This is a genomic window from Rhizobium sp. NZLR8, assembly GCF_019685025.1.
Classification (GTDB): Bacteria; Pseudomonadota; Alphaproteobacteria; order Rhizobiales; family Rhizobiaceae; genus Rhizobium.
Genome location: NZ_JABDVY010000012.1, coordinates 130,412 through 150,603, shown reverse-complemented (window position 1 = coordinate 150,603; position 20,192 = coordinate 130,412). Strand labels below are relative to the sequence as shown.

The window sequence follows — 20,192 nt, the reverse complement described above, 5'->3', positions numbered from 1 at the left end:
CATCCCAAAACCGCTTCATGCTTTCAGCCACCGGCATCAGCGGCCGGCATTCGGATCGCGCATCGGGATTGAGGAGACGGTGACCGAGACCGGGTCGCTCGCCGGGAAGGAGCCTTCCAGACCTTCCTCCAGCTCTTCTTCGAGCAAAGCTGGGTCCTTGCTGCGCGCGCCGTCGTTATGGGCAGGTTCGATCGCTGCCGCAAGCAGGGTCTTGGCCCGCAAGACGGCGGTTTCCAGGGTCAGCTCGGGCGTACTCCGCAGTGTCGCGGCAATCCTGTCTTCGCCTTCGCCGCCGAATTCGACGACAAAGCCGTCTTCCGTCTGGTAGACGGTGATATCATTGAGTGCCATGGCCGTTTCCCCAAAGAACGCTCATATTAGCAAGGTGCGTTTTACTGCATAATTCCCTAAATCGGAATCGATTTAGGGAATTATGCAGCGATTCAGAGTGTTACAGCATCCTTTGCGCGTCTTTTCAGACGCGCGGTGCTGTAATAAACGCGTTTTCCGAATTTTGTCGTGCGAAGACCTTCACCAGCCAGTCGATGAAGACGCGCACGCGCGGCGTAAGCTGGCGGTTGCGCGGATAGAGCAGGGAAACCGGTGTCGGGGTCAGCGGAAAATCCTTGAGGACATGAATAAGCGTTCCTTCGGCCAAGTCTTTTTCGGCGTGATAGCGTGGGATCTGGATCATGCCGAGGCCCATCCTCGCCGCTGAAATGTAGCTTTCGGCGGCGTTGACGGCGACGGTAGCGGGAATGGTGATGTGACGCACCGCGCTGTCGACGATGAATTCGAGCGGTAACAGGCTGCCTGTACTGCTGGAGCGGAAGCCGACCATGCGGTGGCCGGCAAGCCCGTCTGGATGCTGCGGCAGGCCATGGGTGGCGACATAGCCAGGTGAGGCGAGCGTGATCTCATCCAGCATGGCAACGCGCCGGGCGATCATGTCGCTATCCCCAGGCGTGCCAACGCGCAGCACGCAGTCGATGCCCTCGCGCACCAGATCGACCAGCCGGTCGCCTTCGCTCATGTAAAATTCGATCTCAGGATAGGTCTGGAGAAAAGACGGCAGGCTCGGCAGCACGAAATGGCGGGCGAGTGTGCCATGCACATCGACGCGCAGCAGACCCTTCGGCTTGGCGCCGGCAAAGCCGCCTTCGGCATCTTCGATATCGGCAAGGATCGACAGGCAGCGCTGGTAATACGCTTCGCCGTCGAGCGTTGGGCTGACATGGCGTGTGGTGCGCTGGAGCAGGCGCACGCCGAGGCGGGCCTCGAGCTGCTTCACCGCATCGGTGACGGTCGAGCGCGGCAGGCCGGTGTCTTCGGCGGCAAGCGTGAAGCTGCGGCGTTCCACGACGCGGCAAAGCACCCGCATGGCATCGAATCTGTCCATCTTTTTGTTCGCCATTCCCGGATAGTGATGCCGAAGAATGCCTGATTATCCGCGGAAGGAAAAGGCGCATCTTCTCCTCATCGAAAACGCGCTGCGGCGCAGGATGAAGGAGACGGACCATGGCTTCCCAAGAAAACGGCAAGGTGGCGCTGGTCACCGGCGCTTCCCGCGGCATCGGCGCGGCAGTCGCCCAACGCCTCGCCAAGGACGGTTTCACCGTCGTCATCAATTACTCCGGCAACGCCACCCCGGCCGAGGAACTCGCCCGGGAGATCGAGCAGGCCGGCGGCAAGGCGCTGACTGAGAAAGCCGATGTCAGCGATGCGCAAGCCGTCCGTCGCATGTTCGATGCTGCGGAAACTGCCTTCGGCGGTGTCGACGTCCTCGTCAATAATGCCGGCATCATGATGCTGTCCTCGCTGGCTGAGGCCGATGATGCCCATTTCGACCGCCAAGTCAGCGTCAATCTCAAGGGCACCTTCAATACGCTACGCGAAGCGGCCAAGCGGATGCGCGACGGCGGCCGGATCATCAATTTCTCGACCTCGGTCGTCGGGCTGAAGCTCGAAACCTACGGAGTCTATGCCGCCACCAAGGCTGCGGTCGAAACGCTGACAGCGATCATGGCCAAGGAGATGCGCGGCCGCAACATCACCGTCAACGCCATCGCACCTGGTCCTGTTGCCACGGACCTTTTCCTCAACGGCAAGTCGGACGAGCTGATTGCCCGGATGGCCAAGATGAACCCGCTGGAGCGCCTGGGCACACCTGAAGACATCGCCGCCGCGGTGGCCTTCCTCGCCGGCCCCGACGGCGGCTGGATCAACGGCCAGACGCTGCGCGCCAATGGCGGAATGATCTGACGAAGGCAAGCGGCCGATGCCCTATGGCATCGACGATTTGCTGAAGCCGGCCGTCGAGAACTGAAACCCGGCCCGCCGACGGGGGTACATGAGCCAAGCCGTCATCGCGATTATGTGAACGGGCTTGCGGAATTTCCCCTTACAATCCTGCGGGGAGTACCTATGTTTGTTCTATCGGGAGAGAGTGGAATTCCCTACCGTTCTTTTCCGAAACTCCAGAGCCTGCCGCTCTCTTCCTGCGGTGCGACAGGCTTGATGTTCAAAGTTGCACAGTGCGGCCCGTCGAAGGTTTCCCCTGCCTTCCGGGCCGTACTTGTTTTGGCGCTCAGCCGTCGTTCAGTCTCGCCTCTACCAGAAGCTTTACCAGCCAGTCGACAAAGACACGGACCTTGTTGCTGAGGTGGCGGTTCGGGGGGTAGACGACGTAGAGCGGCAGCGGATCGCGGCGCCAGTCCGGGAGCACGCGGACGAGTTCACCCCTTGCCATCGGCTCACGCGCCATGAAAATCGGCACCTGCGCGACGCCGAGCCCCGTCAACGCAGCTGTCAGATAGGTGCGGCTATCGTTAACCGAGGCGATGTAACGTGGACTGGTTTCGATCACCTCGTTGTGCCGGCGAAATTCAAAGGGCAGCGTTCGGTTGTTCTGAGCGCGGAAATAATTGACGGAGTAATGATCGGCCTCCAGATCCTCCGGCCGCTCGGGCATGCCGAATTTTTGGATATAGTTCGGCGAAGCACAGGTGATCATCTCGACTTCGGAGACACGCCGCGCAATCAGCGACTGATCGGCCGGCGTGCCGGCCCGTAGCGCGCAGTCGACATTTTCTGCAAGATAATCGACCGTGCGGTCGCCGACCCCGAGATCGATGCGGATATCGGGATAACGCTGATAGAAATCGTAGAGCGCGGGAACGACGATCCAATCGGCGAAAGCGCCGGCCATCTCGACACGCAGCCGCCCGCTCGGCAGGCTCTGCGAATTGGAGAGGCTGCCATCGAGTTCCTCCAGCTCCGAAATAATCTGGGCGGCGCGTTCGTAATAAAGCGCGCCGTCCGTGGTCACCATCACCCGGCGCGTGGTACGATTCAAAAGCTTGGTGCGCAAATGCGCCTCCAGGCCCTGGATGAGATTGGTTACCGTCGCCTTGGGCATGGCGAGCATGTCGGCGGCACGGGTGAAATTGCCCGTCTCCACCACGCGAATGAAGACGCGCATTGCCGAAAGCTGATCCATCGGTTTGAAATCCGCGGTTTGCGTTGCACCATTGTTCGAGATCTGGAACAGTGTTATCGCGATATAGCTTCTTATTCCTCGGTTGGAATAACAATATCTTTTTTGTACAAAATGCAAGCGGCAGGCGTTGTCTGCTTCTGGCTGACGCAAAAGAGACCGGACGCATGACGGTGGAATGGAAAGATATGATGCTGGATAAGGTGGCCATCGGCCCCGTTTCCGCACGTATCTACCAGGGCGCCGATTACGGCAAGGGTCCGCCAATCGTGCTTTACCTGCATGGCGGCGCGTTTCTCGACAGCGACAAGAACGTCGACCGGCCGGTGGCAATGAGTCTCGCCAAGGCGGGCGCCATTGTTGTCGCCGCTGATTACAGCAGCCTTTCCGATAATATTTTTCCGAGGGCGTTGGAAGTCTCCTTCTCCGTCTTCAGCTATCTCGCCAACAAACGCGCTGGCCTCGGTGACCGCAAATCGCTGCTCTTCGTCGCCGGCGAAGAGGCGGGTGGCAATATTGCCGCCGGCGTGGCGCTGAAGGCGCGCGACCAGATGCCGGATGCGCTCGACGGTCAGGTGCTGATTTCGCCGCTGCTCGATCCGTTCATGGGCACGTCCTCGATCCGCAAGGCCGATGCCATCGGCATGCGCCGGCGCTGGACGGAAGGCTGGAGCCACTATCTAAGCGGTGGCGGTTGTCACCCTTATGCAGCGCCTTGTCTCTGTTCGCGTATTTCAGGCGTCGCGCCGGCGCTGATACTCACTGCGGAGGACGATCCTCTGCACGACGAGACAATTGGTTACGGTGCCCGCCTGAAAACGGCCGGCGTCGGTGTGCGCCAGCATGTCCTTCCCGCCGGGACGGGCTGGCCTTCGATTTATGGTGGGAAATCCGACGGAGCGCCCGACTGGCAGGAAAACGTCAGCCGCCATTTCGGAAGCTTCCTTCGGGACGTAAGCGTCCAAACGCAATTGCATTGAAGAAGATCTGATATTTCGGCGGCTCGTAGCCGCAAGGAGAGCACTGATGACGTCCAGAAAGAAGCGCTGGGCCCTGGTGGGCGCCGGCTTAGGCCTTATTGCGTCCGTTTCCGGCGCTGCATTGTTTTTCGAGCTGCCGATGAGCACGACCGCCACGGCTGCTTCCGCCCCCGCACAGGCTCCCGCTGTGCCGGTGACGGTCGCCGTCGTTGCGGCGCGCGACGTGACGGCCTGGGAGAGTTTCTCCGGCCGTCTAGAAGCCGTCGACCGGGTGCAGGTGCGTTCCCGCGTCGCCGGCGCCATCCTGGCGGTGGCTTTCCGCGAAGGGGCGCTGGTGAAGCAGGGCGACCTGCTCTTCACCATCGACCCGGCTCCCTACCAGGCAACCGTAGCCCAGGCGCAAGGCCAGGTCGCTTCGGCCGAGGCCAGGGTCAGCCTGGCGCAAACCGAACTCGATCGTGGCCACAGGCTTTCCGACAATCGCACCATCTCCCAGAGCGATCTCGATCAGCGCCAGAGCGCACTGACCGAGGCTCAGGCGGGGCTGCGGTCGGCACAGGCTGCGCTGCAGTCGGCCCAGCTGGATCTCGATTATACGCAGGTGCGGGCTCCGGTTTCCGGCCGCATCGGCAAGATCGAGGTTACCGCCGGTAACCTTGTCGCAGCCGGCTCGACCTCGCCGGCGCTGACGACGCTTGTTTCGGTCGATCCGATCTATGCGAGTTTCAACGCCAGCGAAGAGATGGTGACGCGGGCGCTTGCCCAGCTTCCGCAGACCGACAGCGCCCTGCCTCCGGTCGAGCAGATCCCGGTCGAGGTCGGCACGCTGACCGACAGCGGTACGCCGATCAAGGGCAAGCTGCAGCTGATCGACAATGAGGTCGATGCCTCAAGCGGCACGATCGGCGTGCGCGCCGTGTTTGACAATCCGGGCGGGCGTCTCATCCCCGGCCAGTTCGTGCGGGTGCGTATGGGCCAGCCGAAGGCCGAGAACAAGATCGTCATCAGCGACCGCGCCGTCGGCACCGACCAGGACAAGAAATTCGTCTTCGTCGTCGATGCCGAAAACAAGGTCGCCTACCGGCAGGTCCAGCTCGGCACACTTTCCGATGGCCAGCGGGTGGTCGAAAGCGGCCTGAACGCCGGCGAGACGATTGTCGTCAACGGTTTGCAGCGCATCCGTCCAGGGGCAGTCGTAGCACCCCAGATGGAAGAGAAGGTCGCGACCGCTCAATAACACATCGCCTGCCCCCTCCCGGGGGAGGGCGATGCCTTCGCTTCTGGGAAGGCCAATACCCGAAATGATATGACCCGCCGGCGGCTTCCAAACCGCCGGAGAGGGACTTTGCATCCATGTTCACCCCGGAGAGGGCTTTGATATGAACATCTCCAGATTCTTTGTCGACCGCCCGGTCTTTGCCGGCGTTCTTTCGGTCCTCATCGTGGTTGCCGGCCTGATCGGCCTGCGCTCGCTGCCGATTTCCGAATATCCGGAGGTGGTGCCGCCGTCGATTGTCGTGCGCGCCACCTATCCCGGCGCCAACCCGTCGGTCATCGCCGAAACCGTGGCGACGCCGCTCGAAGAGCAGATCAACGGCGTCGAGGGCATGCTCTACATGTCCAGCCAGGCGACATCCGACGGCGTGCTCAACGTGACCGTCACCTTCAAGCTCGGCACCGACGCCGACAAGGCGCAGCAGTTGGTGCAGAACCGTGTTTCGCAGGCCGAACCGCGGCTGCCGGCGGAAGTCCGTTCGCTCGGCATCACGACGGTCAAGAGTTCGCCCAACTTCATCATGGTCGTCAACCTCGTCTCCGACGGTGACAATCACGACATCACCTATCTTCGCAATTACGCGACTCTGAATATCAAGGATCGGCTTGCCCGCATCGCCGGCGTCGGTCAGGTGCAGGTCTTCGGCGCTGGCGATTATTCCATGCGGGTCTGGATCGACCCACAGAAGGCTGCCGAGCATAATCTCGCCGCGAGCGACATCAGCAACGCCATCAGTTCCCAGAACGTCCAGGCCGCCGCCGGCATCATCGGCGCATCGCCGAGCCAGCCGGGTGTGGATCTGCAGCTCAACGTGAATGCTCAGGGCCGCCTACGCACACCCGAGGAGTTCGGCAGCATCATCGTTAAGACGGGCGCCAGTGGCGAGATCACCCGCCTGCGCGATGTCGCCCGCATCGAACTCGGTGCCGCGGACTATACGCTGCGTTCGCTGCTCGACGGCAAGCCGGCCGTTGCCGTTGCCGTGCTTCAGGCGCCCGGTTCGAATGCGATCGAAATCGCCGACAATGTGCACGCCACCATGGATCAGCTGCAGCTCGCCATGCCCGAGGGCGTTAAATACGAGATCGTCTACGATACGACGAAATTCGTGCGTGCCTCGATCGAGAAGGTCATCGACACGCTGCTCGAAGCCATTGCGCTTGTTGTTCTCGTCGTCATCCTGTTCTTGCAGACATGGCGCGCCTCGATCATTCCGCTGATCGCGGTTCCGGTATCGATCATCGGCACCTTTGCGGTGATGTATGTCTTCGGCTTCTCGATCAACGCGCTCAGTCTGTTCGGGCTGGTGCTCGCGATCGGTATCGTCGTCGACGACGCGATCGTGGTGGTCGAAAACGTCGAGCGCAATATCGAACAGGGGCTGTCGCCACGGGCCGCCACCTACAAGGCGATGAAGGAAGTCTCCGGTCCGATCGTCGCGATCGCGCTGGTCCTCGTCGCGGTCTTCGTTCCGCTGGCCTTCATCTCCGGCCTTTCGGGTCAGTTCTATCGTCAGTTCGCACTGACGATCGCCATCTCGACCGTCATCTCGGCCTTCAACTCGCTCACCCTCTCGCCAGCGCTGGCAGCCCTTCTGCTGAAGGGCCATCATGAGCCGAAGGACTGGCTGACGCGCTTCATGGACGCCATCTTCGGCTGGTTCTTCCGTGGCTTCAACCGTGTCTTCGGCGCGGGCTCGAATGCCTACGGCAAGGGCGTGGGCGGATTGCTGTCGCGCAAGAGCATCGTCATGGTGATCTATCTGGCGCTGGTCGGTGCGACCTATAGCCTATTCAGTACGGTCCCCGGCGGCTTCGTGCCGTCTCAGGATAAGCAGTATCTGATCGGTTTCGCCCAGTTGCCGGACGCCGCAAGCCTCGACCGCACGGAAAATGTCATCAAGCGCATGACCGACATCGCGCTGGCGCAGCCGGGCGTTGCCAATGCGATCGCCTTCCCGGGCCTGTCGATCAACGGCTTCACCAACTCTTCGAATGCCGGCATCGTCTTCGTGACGCTGAAGGATTTCGAGGAGCGCAAGACGCCTGATCTCTCCGGGGGCGCCATCGCTATGGCGCTGAACCAGAAGTTCGGCTCCATTCAGGATGCCTTCATCGCCATGTTCCCGCCGCCGCCGGTCAACGGTCTCGGCACGACGGGCGGCTTCAAGCTGCAGATCGAGGATCGTGCAGGCCTTGGCAACCAGGCGCTCGACGAGGCCACCAAGGCAGTTCTTGCGAAAGCCTATCAGACGCCTGAGCTCGCCGGGCTGTTCTCCAGCTTCCAGATCAACGTGCCGCAGCTCTATGCCGATCTCGACCGCGCCAAGGCCGAGCAGCTCGGGGTTTCCGTCACCGACGTCTTCCAGACACTGCAGATCTATCTCGGTTCGCTCTATGTGAACGACTTCAATGCCTTCGGCCGCACCTACAGCGTCCGTGTGCAGGCCGATGCCAAATTCCGCGCTCAGCCGGAAGATATCGGCCAGTTGAAGGTCCGTTCGGCATCGGGTGAGATGATCCCGCTTTCAGCCCTGCTGAAGGTTGAGCCGAGCACGGGTCCGGAGCGCGCGAACCGCTACAACGGCTTCCTCGCGGCCGATATCAACGGCGGTCCGGCGCCGGGCTTCTCGTCCGGCCAGGCGCAGGCCGCTATCGAGAAGATCCTTCACGAGACCCTGCCTGCGGGTATCGACTTCGAATGGACGGATCTGACCTATCAGCAGATCCTTGCCGGTAACTCCAGTATCGTCGTCTTCCCGCTGGCACTGTTGCTCGTCTTCCTGGTGCTTGCCGCCCAGTATGAAAGTCTGACGCTGCCGCTTGCGATCATCATGATCGTGCCGATGGGTGTACTGGCCGCGCTGACAGGAGTCTGGCTCACCGGTGGAGACAACAATATCTTCACCCAGATCGGCCTTGTGGTGCTTGTCGGTCTATCGGCGAAGAACGCGATCCTGATCGTGGAATTCGCCCGCGAACTGGAGTTCGAGGGAAGGACACCGCGGGAGGCCGCGATCGAGGCCAGCCGCCTTCGTCTTCGCCCGATCCTGATGACCTCCCTGGCGTTCATCATGGGTGTCGTGCCGCTCGTCGTCTCCACGGGCGCCGGCGCGGAGATGCGCGCGGCCATGGGTGTCGCGGTTTTCTCGGGCATGATCGGGGTGACCTTCTTCGGCATCTTCATGACGCCCGTCTTCTACGTGCTGCTACGGCGGTTGACGGGCAACCGTCCGCTCGTCCAGCACAAGCCGGACGAGCACAAGGAAGAAGAGGCGGAGGTCATCCGGCTCGCGGCGGAATAAACAGAATTCAACCTTCCTTTGTCGAGTAAATCGGGCGGGAACTTCGGTTCCCGCCCGTATCGTTTTCAGGCCGATGCATCACCAAAATAGTTGCAACGGCGGGTGAGCGGGTTATCAAAGACGAACAACAGTTGGGAGGACTGAATGACAGGTTCGAGCAAAGGTCATGACGGGAGGCGGATCGCCTTTCTCGGCACCGGCCTGATGGGAGCGCCGATGGCGCGTCGGCTGCTTGGCGCGGGTTTTGCCGTCGCCGTCTGGAATCGTGATCCCAGCAAGGCCGAGGCCCTCGCAGGAGACGGCGCGATCTGCGCGGAAACACCCGCAGATGCCGTTTCAGGCGCTGATGTCGTCATCACCATGCTGACCAACGCCGAGGCGGTGAAGGACGTGCTGTTTAACCGCGGAGCGGTCGATGCGATGACATCAGGCGCCGTCGTTATCGATATGAGTTCGATCGCCCCGCATTTCGCCCGCGACCATTCTGCCAGGCTTTCCGAACGCGGTATCGCTCATGTCGATGCGCCGGTGTCCGGCGGCGTCGTCGGGGCGGATGCCGGTACGCTGGCCATCATGGCCGGCGGCGACAAGGACGTCGTCGATGCGCTTACAGATGTCTTTGCGCCGATGGGGCGCGTGACCCGCGTCGGCCCAAGCGGAGCAGGCCAGCTTGCCAAGCTTGCCAACCAGCAGATCGTCGCGGTAACGATCGGCGCCGTTGCCGAAGCGATGATGTTGATTACAGCCGGCGGCGGCTCGCCGGCAGCCTTTCGCGACGCCATTCGCGGCGGCTTTGCCGAGAGCCGTATCCTTGAACTGCACGGCAAGCGCATGGTCGAAAGGCAGTTTACTCCAGGCGGTTCGTCGAGCAACCAGTTGAAAGATCTGAACGCCGCCATGGAGACGGCCGACACCTTGTCGCTGACGCTGCCCCTGACTGCGACGGTGCACGCCGAATTCAGCGAATTCGTCGCAAACGGCAATGGCGAAAAAGATCATAGCGCCCTGCTCCTCCATCTCGAAGAGAAGAATGCCCTGCCGGGAGGAAAGAGGTGACTGACAGCCATTCTCCGAAGCGGCGCCTGCGTTCCCAGGATTGGTTCGACAATCCCGACCACATCGACATGGCAGCGCTCTATCTTGAGCGTTTCATGAACTACGGCATCACGCCGGAAGAATTGCGATCCGGCAAGCCGATCATCGGGATTGCCCAGAGCGGCAGCGATCTCACGCCCTGCAACAGGGTTCATGTCGAGCTTGCCACGCGCGTGCGCGACGGCATTCGCGATGCCGGCGGCATTCCGATCGAGTTTCCGACGCATCCGATCTTCGAGAACTGCAAGCGCCCGACGGCTGCGCTCGACCGCAATCTCGCCTATCTCGGCCTCGTTGAAATCCTCTACGGCTATCCGCTCGACGGCGTCGTGCTGACGACCGGCTGCGACAAGACCACGCCTTCGGCGATCATGGCTGCGTCGACGGTCGATATTCCGGCGATCGTGCTTTCCGGCGGTCCGATGCTCGACGGCTGGCACGAGGGGGAACTGGCGGGTTCCGGCACGGTGATCTGGCGGATGCGGCGAAAATATGCGGCAGGCGAGATCGATCGGGAAGAATTCCTGCAGGCGGCGCTCGATTCAGCGCCATCAGTCGGCCACTGCAATACGATGGGCACGGCTTCGACGATGAACGCCCTTGCCGAGGCACTCGGCCTTTCGCTGACCGGTTGCGGCGCCATTCCGGCCGCATATCGCGAACGCGGCCAGATGGCCTATCGTACCGGGCGGCGCGCCGTCGAAATCGTCTTCGAGGATCTGAAGCCGTCGGATATCCTGACCCGCGAGGCTTTCCTCAATGCCATCCGCACCAATTCGGCGATCGGCGGTTCCACCAACGCACAGCCGCATCTGGCGGCAATGGCGAAACACGCCGGCGTCGAACTTCATCCCGACGACTGGCAGGTGCACGGCTTCGATATCCCGCTGCTGGCCAATGTCCAACCGGCGGGCGCCTATCTCGGCGAGCGTTTTCATCGCGCCGGCGGCACGCCGGCGATCATGTGGGAATTGCTGCAGGCCGGAAAGCTCGATGGCGACTGTCGCACGGTGACGGGCAGGACGATGGCCGAAAACCTGCAGGGCAAGGAGGCGCGCGACCGCGAGGTTATCCGGCCATTCGCTGAACCGCTGAAGGAGCGAGCCGGCTTCCTTGTTCTCAAGGGCAATCTCTTCGATTTCGCGATCATGAAGATGAGTGTCGTCTCGGAGGATTTCCGCCGGCGCTACCTTCAGGAGCCGGGGCGCGAGGGCGTCTTCGAGGGCCGGGCGGTGGTTTTTGACGGGTCGGAGGACTATCACAAGCGCATCAACGATCCTGAACTCGACATTGACGAAAATACCATCCTTGTCATCCGCGGCGCCGGGCCGCTCGGCTGGCCGGGTTCGGCTGAGGTCGTCAACATGCAGCCGCCGGATCACCTGCTGAAACGCGGCATAAGCAGCCTGCCGACGATCGGCGATGGCCGCCAATCGGGCACGGCCGACAGCCCCTCGATCCTCAATGCTTCGCCGGAAAGTGCTGCCGGCGGCGGCCTCGCCTGGCTTCGCACCGGCGATGTCATCTGCATCGACTTCAATCAGGGGCGCTGCAACATGCTGGTCGACGAGACTGAAATCGAACGGCGCAAGGCAGAGGGAATTCCGCCGGTGCCGGCGGACGCGACGCCATGGCAGCAGATCTACCGCCGCTCGGTCACGCAGTTGTCCGACGGCGCAGTTCTGGAGGGAGCGGCGGAATTTCGTCAGATCGCCAAAAGACCGCCGCGGCACAACCACTGATCCTGAAGGGCGCCGTGGACTGCAAGTTCTCTGATCCAAAAGGGGAAAGTCGTAACGGACGGTTCACCTAGTGACTAGTTCGATCATCGGCACAAGGCTTCATTAATGCCGGCTTGAGACCATATTGCAATTATGGAAGCTCCTAAGGCTGAGACCGCGTTGCCAGAAAATAGACCCACACGATCCGAACAAGAGTTCCAGGATCTTCTGCGCCGGCTCGAACTCGCTCTCGATGCATCCCGGATCGGTGTCTGGGAACACAGCATCGCAAAGGGCGGGATCCTGTGGGATGCGCAGATGCACCGTCTCTACGAGACCGGCGAGACATGTCGGGACGTGCCGGCATGGTTATGGTCGAATGCGATCCATCCCGACGATCGTGAGCAGGCCGAACGCGACTTCGACCAGGCGATTGCAACACGCGGCGCCTATAATTCGCAATTCCGGATCGTACTGCCGAGCGGCGAAATCCGCTATCTGCGTTCACGCGCGCATTTCTATGTGGATGCAGAGGGGCTTCCCTCGTTCATCGGCGCCGAATGGGATGTGACTGCCGACATAGTGCTCAATGCCGAGCTCGCGCGACAGAAAATGGTGGCCGAGGCGAAGGCGGTGGCGCTCGAGGAAAGCAATGCGCGCATCGAGCACGTCGCCGATCACGATTATCTCACTGGCTTGCCGAACCGGCGGCTTCTCGACAAGCGGCTCACCGAACTGCCGGTTGACAAGAGCATCACGACGCTTGGCGTCCTGCATCTCGACCTCGACCAGTTCAAGCAGATCAATGACAGTCACGGCCATGCGGCAGGCGACGCCGTGCTCAGGGCCGCAGCGCTTCGCATCACCGCCGCCATTCCCGCAAATGGCATGGTCGCCCGCGTTGGCGGTGATGAATTCGTCATCGTACTGGTCAATTTCAGCGATCTCACTGAGCTGAAGCTGATCACCGAGGATCTTCAGCGTCGGCTGCGCAAGAAGATCCGCTTCGGCCACGAGATGCTGCAATCCGGCGCCTCGATCGGTGTTTCCTGGAGCGGCGATCGGCGGGCGCGCAACCTGCTTGCCGAATCCGATCTGGCGCTCTACCAGGCGAAGAAGCTCGGGCGCAACCGCGTCGAATTCTTCACGCGGCAACTACAGGAGGATCTGCGCGCCAAGCGCCGCCTCGCCGAAGAGCTCAAGCTGGGGCTGGAGCGCGGCGAGATCGTTCCCTACTATCAGGTGCAGCTTGACGCCCGGACCCGGGAAGTCATCGGCTTTGAGGCGCTGGCGCGCTGGAAACATCCCGACAAGGGCGTGCTCGCCCCAGGGATTTTCCTGAAGATCGCCGACGAGCACGGGCTTGCGGCGGAGATCGATGCGGCGATCCTCAAGAGCGTTCTCGAAGACCGGCTGTCCTGGCTGTCTCGCGGCCTTGCGGTTCCACGCATCGCCGTCAACATCTCGGGGTCGCGCCTTGCCGATCCGACATTGCTCGGCAAGCTGAGGAAGCTCGATATTCCGCCCGCCGCGATCGTCTTCGAACTGGTCGAGACGATTTTCCTCGACGACAGCGACGAAAGACTGCTCGATCATATCGGCGATATCAAACAGATGGGTATCGACATCGAGATCGATGATTTCGGATCGGGCCATGCCTCGCTCATCGGTCTCGTTAAGCTGCGGCCGAAACGGTTGAAGATCGACCGGCAGCTCATCGCCGAGGTTGTCAGCTCCGCCGAGCAGCGGCGCGTGGTGGGTTCGATCGTGGAAATCGCCAAGGCGCTCGACGTCGAGGTGATCGCCGAGGGCATCGAGACCGAGGCGCATGCCGTCGTGTTGGCGCAACTCGGCTGTGATGGCCTGCAGGGTTACGCGTTTGGTTATCCCGCACCGGCGGCCGAGACAGCGCGTCTTTTCTCGCCGATGGCGAGCGGGATCGAAAAGCAGAAGACCGTGATGAGCGGAACGGCCCGGTGATCCGTCGGCGCGGCGACCGCCGCCGCGCCCGGTTTCAACAGCGGTTTTCCCGGCTTGCGGAAGTGATTTCGGCCGAAATGCTTTTCTCTTTTTCGGAACGGCCAGGCGATATCTTTTCGGCGCGGCGTTTTATTCGCGCTCGCAGGAGGATAATTGGCGCGCAAGTAATTTTCTTGAGCTTGCATCGGCATTGTTTCATGGTAATGCGGAAACCAAGCTTTCTGCATTGCCTCGAAAAATGATTATACGCGTCGTCACGTCCATCAACGCGGCTCTCCATCATTCGCAGGTGCAATCGGGGAGTCGGGGACCTGACAATTACTTTGACATTGCCGGGATGGACTTGCGGGACATGCAATCTGGGAAAGTCGCATGAATTCGGAATTTGCCGTTCGTTCGATGCGGCCCGGCGAACTGGAACTCGTGCTCGAATGGGCGCGTCAGGAGGGCTGGAACCCAGGCCTCGATGATTCGCTTGCATTCATGGAGGCCGATTCGTCCGGATTCTTCGTCGGCGCCATCGGTGAAGTCCCCGTCGGTTCGATCTCGGTCGTCAAATATGGCGAGAGTTTCGCCTTCCTCGGCCTCTACATCGTTCATCCCGATTTCCGCGGCAAGGGTTATGGCAGGACGATCTGGGAGGCGGGCATCGCCAGCGCACACGATCGCACGATCGGCCTTGACGGCGTCGCCGCACAGCAGGATAACTACCGCAAGGCCGGCTTCGAACCCGCCTACTCCACCCTTCGCTACGGCGGCGTCGTCACCTCCTTGCCGGTCTCGACGCTTGCCGCGCAGCCGGTGCTGGATTCGCGCCTGGAAGGCCTGCAGCGTTATGATTCGGCGATCTTTCCGCAGCCGCGCGATGCCTTCCTCGCGGCCTGGTGCACCGGTCGCAAGGGTCGCCGCTCAGTAGTGGTACGCAAAAGCGGCAAGATCCGCGGTTACGGCACGATCCGCCGCTGCTACGAGGGCTACAAGATCGGCCCGCTTTTTGCCAATGATGCCGACAGCGCCGCAGCACTGCTTGCCGAATTGATCCCCGAGGCGAAGGGGGCTTCGATCTTCATCGATATCCCCGCGGAGAACCACGAGGCGGTCGCGCTTGCCGAAAGCCTCGGCCTTCAACCGGTGTTCGAGACGACACGCATGTATCGCGGGCCGGCGCCGGCCATCCCACTAAAGCATGTCTTCGGCGTGACGACTCTGGAGCTTGGATAGACCAAAGCGCGTCGCGTCAAACTTGATTCATCCGAGGCGCTTTGGTTCTTTTGTTGAACCGCCGCGCACTTCCTGACATGCATCAATCCACCGGTGAGGCGGGAACAGTCGCGGCCGAAGCTTTCGGCCGGCCTTTTTCGGCGATCGCGATGCCGCCCAAGGTCAACACCAGCGCGATCACATGGAAGGACTGCAGCGTCTCGCCGATCAGGACGACGGAGAGCAGCGTTCCGAACACCGGCACGAGATTGATGAACAGGCCGGCCCTGTTGGCGCCGATAGCCACGACACCCTTGATATAGAGGATCTGCGCCACCAGCGAGGGAAAGATCGCCGTGTAGAGCGTGATGATCCAGCCAGCATGGTCCGGCCATTGCGCGGCATCGCGGCCGGCTTCCCAAAGGAGCAGCGGCACCGAGGTCAGCATGGCTGCAAATGCCGGGATCGCCATCAGCGTGCGCCAGTCGAGCGGCGGTTTCCAGCGCAGGAAGATCGTGTAGACCGAATAGGCGGCAATGGCGATCAGCATCAGCCCATCACCGCGGTTGAGGCTTAATTGCAGCAGCGTTGTCAGGTCGCCATGAGCGGCGGTCAGAGCGACGCCGATCAGCGTCAAGCCGAAGCCGAGACATTGGGCCAGCGAAATGCCAGTGCGGAAGAACATGAAATTCAGCAGGAAGATCAGCATCGGGATGCCGGCCTGCTCGATGGCGACATTGATTGCCGTCGTATATTGCACGGCCGAATAAAGCATGGCGTTGAAAAGCGTGTAGCCGATGACGCCGTAGAAAAAGAGCAACGGCAGGTTCTTCCTGACCACCGGCCAGTCCCTCTTGAGCTGGGGCACCGAGATCAGGGCGATCAGCGCCACGGCGATAAACCAGCGCAGGAAGGTCAGCATCATCGGGCTGATATGCCCGAGTGCGAGCTTGCCGGCGACGGAGTTGCCGCCCCAGCAGAGGGTGGCGATAACGAGGCAGATGTAGGCCCTGGCTTGCAAAAGCGTTCTTCCCATCTTTCCGCGATCGCCGCGCGGCGTTTTGTGACGGGCAATAACCTGCCGGCTGCTGATTTGTCACGTAAAAAGCCCAATCACCTGTGACAACAGGGTCGCTTTCCCAAAAACAAAGCTTTATAGATGCGCGGGTTTGAGCAGGTGTGCGGTTTTCCGCCGGTAACAGGAAGAGTTGGATGACGAACGTAGTCGTGGTCGGTTCGCAATGGGGTGACGAGGGCAAGGGCAAAATTGTCGACTGGCTTTCGGAGCGTGCGGATATTGTCGTGCGCTATCAGGGCGGACACAATGCCGGCCACACGCTCGTCATCGACGGCACGAGCTACAAGCTGTCGCTGCTGCCGTCCGGTGTCGTGCGCCCGGGCAAGATGGCGGTGATCGGCAACGGCGTCGTCGTCGACCCGCATGCGCTGATCGCCGAGATCGGTCGACTGGAGGCCCAGGGCGTGACGGTGACGCCTGATAATCTGCGCATTGCCGACAATGCGACGCTCATCTTGTCGCTGCACCGCGAGCTCGATGCGATGCGCGAGGATGCGGCATCTAACAGCGGCACCAAGATCGGCACGACACGCCGCGGCATCGGTCCGGCCTATGAAGACAAGGTCGGCCGCCGCGCCATCCGGGTGATGGATCTTGCCGATCTCGACAGTCTTGCCGGCAAGGTCGACCGTATTCTGACGCATCACAATGCGCTTCGCCGCGGCCTCGGCGTCGCCGAAGTCAGCCACCAGACGATCATGGATGAACTGACCTCGGTCGCCGATCGGGTGCTGCCGTTCCGTGATACCGTCTGGCTCTTCCTCGACAAGGAGCGCCGCAAGGGCTCCCGTATCCTCTTCGAGGGCGCGCAGGGCACCCTGCTCGATATCGATCACGGCACCTATCCTTTCGTGACCTCGTCTAACACCGTGGCCGGCCAGGCCGCGGCCGGTTCCGGCATGGGACCGGGCTCGCTCGGCTATATTCTTGGCATCACCAAGGCCTATACGACGCGCGTCGGCGAAGGTCCGTTTCCGACCGAGCTGAAGGACGCCATCGGTGAGTTCCTTGGCGAAAAAGGTCATGAGTTCGGCGTGGTGACCGGGCGCAAGCGGCGCTGCGGCTGGTTCGATGCCGCACTCGTGCGCCAATCGATCGCCACCAACGGCATCACGGGTATCGCGCTGACTAAGCTCGACGTGCTCGACGGCCTCGAGGAATTGAAGATCTGCGTCGGCTACATGCTCGACGGCGAACAGATTGATCATCTTCCGGCAAGCCAGGGAGCGCAAGCTAGGGTCGAACCGATCTACATCACGCTGGAGGGGTGGAAAGAATCGACCGTCGGCGCCCGCAGTTGGGCGGATCTGCCGGCGCAGGCGATCAAATATGTTCGCCAGGTCGAGGAACTGATCGGGGCGCCCGTCGCGCTCCTTTCCACGAGCCCGGAGCGGGATGACACGATACTTGTGACCGATCCGTTTGAGGATTAAGCTCACGGGTCACTGTGGAGGATAGTTCGGTAGGGTGCCGGACTTCTTGAGAAAGTACTGATGGCGGATTTTATTGCAGTTATTCGGCGGGCCGTCGACGGCCTGGCTGAAAATACCCCCGAGATGCGGGTGAAAGTCTACGAACGTGCCCGCGGCGCAGTGCAGCGGCAGCTCGAGAACATGAAGCCGCGTCCGCCGGAAGCCATGCTGCAACGCCAGCTCGAAAAGCTCGAGGCCGCCATCCGCGAAGTGGAAGGCGAACACTCCGAAGCGCTGCCGCTCGAGGCGGCGGTTGCCGCGGTCCCCGCGCCGGAATCTTCGGAAGAACAAACGGTTCACGACGAAAGCGAACCAACACCTGCGCCTGTCGTCGAAGAGCCGACCTACGAAGCCTCTGCGGAACCGCAGGCGGTTGAGCCCGCCGACGAGCCGGATCACCTGGAGGCAGCCGCGCCGCAGGAGCCCCAGGAAAAGCTGGCGGACGAGGAACCTCTCTCCGAGCAAGCGCGCAGCCTCCCGGAGACGTCTGTTGCGGCCGAGGCCACCGCTCCCGCGCAGGCAGAGACACCCGTTCCTACCGAAACATACTGGCATCCCTCGCATGAAGAGGAAGCGCCGGCCGAGGAATGGCATTCCAGCGAGGGGCGCGACATCGCTGCCGAGGCTTGGCCTGCAGATGATGAGCGCTGGGAGCCGCCTGCCGAGAATCGCAACGAGGAATCCGGCGAATATCATCCCGACGAGCAGCATCCCGCAGAGGCCGAAGAACTCGCGGCCGAACCGGCGACGGTGGAAAGCGAGGAGCCGGCTGCCGAGAAGGCGTACGAGCCTATCGACGCCTCCCAACGCGTCGCGCGCGGCCTAGACCATGCTGCCCATCGGCTGGTGGAGCCGGTTGCAGAGTTCGATCGTCCGCAGGAATTCGTCGAGCACAGCCGCGAGGAGCCGCTGCAGGCCGATGCCGCAGCGCATTTCGATCCCGTCTGGAGCGAGCCCGCCGCCGAAACGCCGGCTCCGGCGCCGAAGGATGCCGAGACCGAATGGGCGCAAGAGGAACTCCGGCAATATTCGGAAACGGCGCCAGTCACCGCCGACGTCTCGGCACGCGCCTTCGAAGAGGTGATTTCGAGCCTCGAAAAAGTCGCGCCTGCGGCCGTCATGCCGACGGCCAAGGAAAGTTTCTCCTGGGAGACCGCAGCCTTCGACGATCTGCCGCCGATCGACGCCGGCAGCAGCAAGAAGACGCCGGTGGCCTCGCATTTCGACGATGTCGATATCTTCGCGGAAGTGCACAACGGCAAGCCGGCGCCTGCAAGCGGCGCGCCGAGCGAGGAATGGCGCGAGGCGAAGGCGCTGCGCGGCTACGACCGCCGCGGCTCGGTCGCCACTGACGATGATGACGCCAATCCGGCGATGGATATCGATCGGATCGTCGCTTCCAAGCTGCAGGGCAAGAATTTCCGGATGGAGCCGAAGCGCCGCCGCTTCGGCATCGGCACCGTGATCACACTCATCTTCGCACTCATCTTGATCGGTGGCGGCGCCTATGCCGGCTGGATGAACAGAGAGGCGCTGGTGGCGATGGTCGACGGGCTCGTCAGTTCGGCACCGTCGCAGGCGACCAAGAACGAGACGCCGCCGCCGGCTAACTCCGCGACGCCTGCCCAGCCGGGCGCGGTGGCGCCAGCTCAGCCGACCACGCCAGGAGCACAGAATACCCCAGTGGCGCCGGCCCAGCCGAACCCGCAGGTGGCGTCATTGAACAATGACGGCGCCGTGGCCAATTCGAAATTCACTCAGCGGCTGCTGATGGATGGAACCGAGGTCGACAGCGGACCGGCGACGGTGCCGGGAACGCCGACCGCGGAAGGAAAATCGGTCGCCGAACAGAATGTCGCTGCAGCCGATACGCCGCCTGCCAGCGCCCAGGGCGATGTCGCACCAGCCGAAACGCTGACGCCGAACGGCCCGGCGGCATCTCCGCAGCAGACCGCCCCCGTCGGTTCGTCGCAAAAGATGTTCCTCTATGAGGAACGTATCGGCCAAAGCTCGCCAACCGCGATCGAGGGATCCGTCGTCTGGAGTGTGCAGCACGAGGCCGGTCAGGACGGCCGCCAGGAGGCGACGGTACAAGGCAACGTCACCGTGCCGGAACGCAATCTCTCGGCACTCGTCACTTTCAAACGCAATTCCGATCCGTCGCTGCCGGCAAGTCATCTGGTCGAGATCGTTTTCTCGGTGCCGCCGAATTTCGAAGGCGGCAGCATCGACAGCGTCCAGCGCATCTCGATGAAGCGCACAGAGCAGGACCGCGGCGACGCGCTGATCGCGGTTCCGGCCAAGATCACCGACGATTTCCACATGATCGCGCTCAACGACTATCCCGATGCGCGCAAGGCCAATCTCGATCTGATGGCGACCCGTAGCTGGATCGATATCCCAGTCACCTACCGCAACGGTCGCCGCGCGCTACTGACGATGGAAAAGGGGGGCACGGGAACGGACGCCTTCAATACCGCTATCAAGGAATGGACTGCGCTCGGGGATGTGTCGACGAGTCAGTGATGGTCGTCCGCAATGCCAGCTTTCCCGGCCTTTGACAGGGTGCCGAGGCTGCGAAAAGAGAATG

14 protein-coding genes are annotated in these 20,192 nt (G+C 62.0%); 10 read left to right on the top strand and 4 right to left on the bottom strand.

Going from position 1 to position 20,192, the window contains the following annotated elements:
- Positions 1-36: 36 nt before the first annotated feature.
- On the bottom strand, positions 37-351 hold the full coding sequence (locus HJB89_RS24050; protein WP_207581561.1) for a hypothetical protein: 315 nt from the start codon (positions 349-351) through the stop codon (positions 37-39).
- Positions 352-475: 124 nt separating this feature from the next.
- Positions 476-1,399: a LysR family transcriptional regulator gene (locus HJB89_RS24045; protein WP_207581560.1), complete on the bottom strand. Its 924-nt coding sequence runs from the start codon at positions 1,397-1,399 to the stop codon at positions 476-478.
- A 119-nt stretch (positions 1,400-1,518) separates the two neighbouring features.
- Here HJB89_RS24045 and HJB89_RS24040 point away from each other — a divergent pair, with 119 nt between their 5' ends.
- Positions 1,519-2,262 carry an SDR family oxidoreductase gene (locus tag HJB89_RS24040; protein ID WP_207581559.1) on the top strand — a complete coding sequence of 248 codons (744 nt, stop codon included), beginning with the start codon at positions 1,519-1,521 and terminating at the stop codon, positions 2,260-2,262.
- A gap of 325 nt (positions 2,263-2,587) precedes the next feature.
- Here the strand turns inward: HJB89_RS24040 and HJB89_RS24035 are convergent, their stop codons facing one another.
- On the bottom strand, positions 2,588-3,499 hold the full coding sequence (locus tag HJB89_RS24035; RefSeq protein ID WP_207581558.1) for a LysR family transcriptional regulator: 912 nt from the start codon (positions 3,497-3,499) through the stop codon (positions 2,588-2,590).
- Between the two features lie 164 nt (positions 3,500-3,663).
- Between HJB89_RS24035 and HJB89_RS24030 the strand changes: the two genes are divergently transcribed.
- The 7 genes from HJB89_RS24030 to HJB89_RS24000 all read left to right on the top strand — a co-directional run bounded on the left by HJB89_RS24030 (position 3,664) and on the right by HJB89_RS24000 (position 15,073).
- Positions 3,664-4,476, top strand: a complete 813-nt coding sequence (locus HJB89_RS24030; RefSeq protein WP_207581557.1) for an alpha/beta hydrolase — start codon at positions 3,664-3,666, stop codon at positions 4,474-4,476.
- Between the two features lie 46 nt (positions 4,477-4,522).
- A complete protein-coding gene (locus HJB89_RS24025) occupies positions 4,523-5,713 on the top strand; it encodes an efflux RND transporter periplasmic adaptor subunit (protein WP_221116547.1) in 1,191 nt (396 codons plus the stop codon).
- A 142-nt stretch (positions 5,714-5,855) separates the two neighbouring features.
- Positions 5,856-9,056: an efflux RND transporter permease subunit gene (locus HJB89_RS24020; RefSeq protein WP_207581555.1), complete on the top strand. Its 3,201-nt coding sequence runs from the start codon at positions 5,856-5,858 to the stop codon at positions 9,054-9,056.
- 144 nt (positions 9,057-9,200) lie between these two features.
- Positions 9,201-10,112, top strand: coding sequence for an NAD(P)-dependent oxidoreductase (locus HJB89_RS24015; protein ID WP_207581554.1), 912 nt, complete (start codon positions 9,201-9,203; stop codon positions 10,110-10,112).
- The gene (locus HJB89_RS24010; RefSeq protein ID WP_221116548.1) at positions 10,109-11,893 is read left to right on the top strand and encodes an IlvD/Edd family dehydratase; all 1,785 of its coding nucleotides are present in this window, start codon (positions 10,109-10,111) and stop codon (positions 11,891-11,893) included. The genes HJB89_RS24015 and HJB89_RS24010 overlap by 4 nt, the downstream gene beginning before the upstream one ends.
- A gap of 132 nt (positions 11,894-12,025) precedes the next feature.
- Positions 12,026-13,852, top strand: coding sequence for a bifunctional diguanylate cyclase/phosphodiesterase (locus tag HJB89_RS24005; RefSeq protein WP_207581552.1), 1,827 nt, complete (start codon positions 12,026-12,028; stop codon positions 13,850-13,852).
- A 372-nt stretch (positions 13,853-14,224) separates the two neighbouring features.
- Entirely contained in the window at positions 14,225-15,073 is an 849-nt protein-coding gene (locus HJB89_RS24000) for a GNAT family N-acetyltransferase (RefSeq protein ID WP_207581551.1), read from the top strand.
- A gap of 82 nt (positions 15,074-15,155) precedes the next feature.
- On the opposite strand, the gene HJB89_RS23995 is transcribed toward HJB89_RS24000, so the two are convergent.
- Positions 15,156-16,073: a DMT family transporter gene (locus HJB89_RS23995; RefSeq protein ID WP_207581550.1), complete on the bottom strand. Its 918-nt coding sequence runs from the start codon at positions 16,071-16,073 to the stop codon at positions 15,156-15,158.
- Positions 16,074-16,264: 191 nt separating this feature from the next.
- On the opposite strand from HJB89_RS23995, the gene HJB89_RS23990 reads away from it, so the two are divergent.
- Complete coding sequence (locus HJB89_RS23990) at positions 16,265-17,563, top strand: adenylosuccinate synthase (RefSeq protein ID WP_207581549.1); 1,299 nt, start codon at positions 16,265-16,267, stop codon at positions 17,561-17,563.
- A gap of 60 nt (positions 17,564-17,623) precedes the next feature.
- A complete protein-coding gene (locus HJB89_RS23985) occupies positions 17,624-20,128 on the top strand; it encodes a hypothetical protein (protein WP_221140872.1) in 2,505 nt (834 codons plus the stop codon).
- Positions 20,129-20,192: the final 64 nt, after the last annotated feature.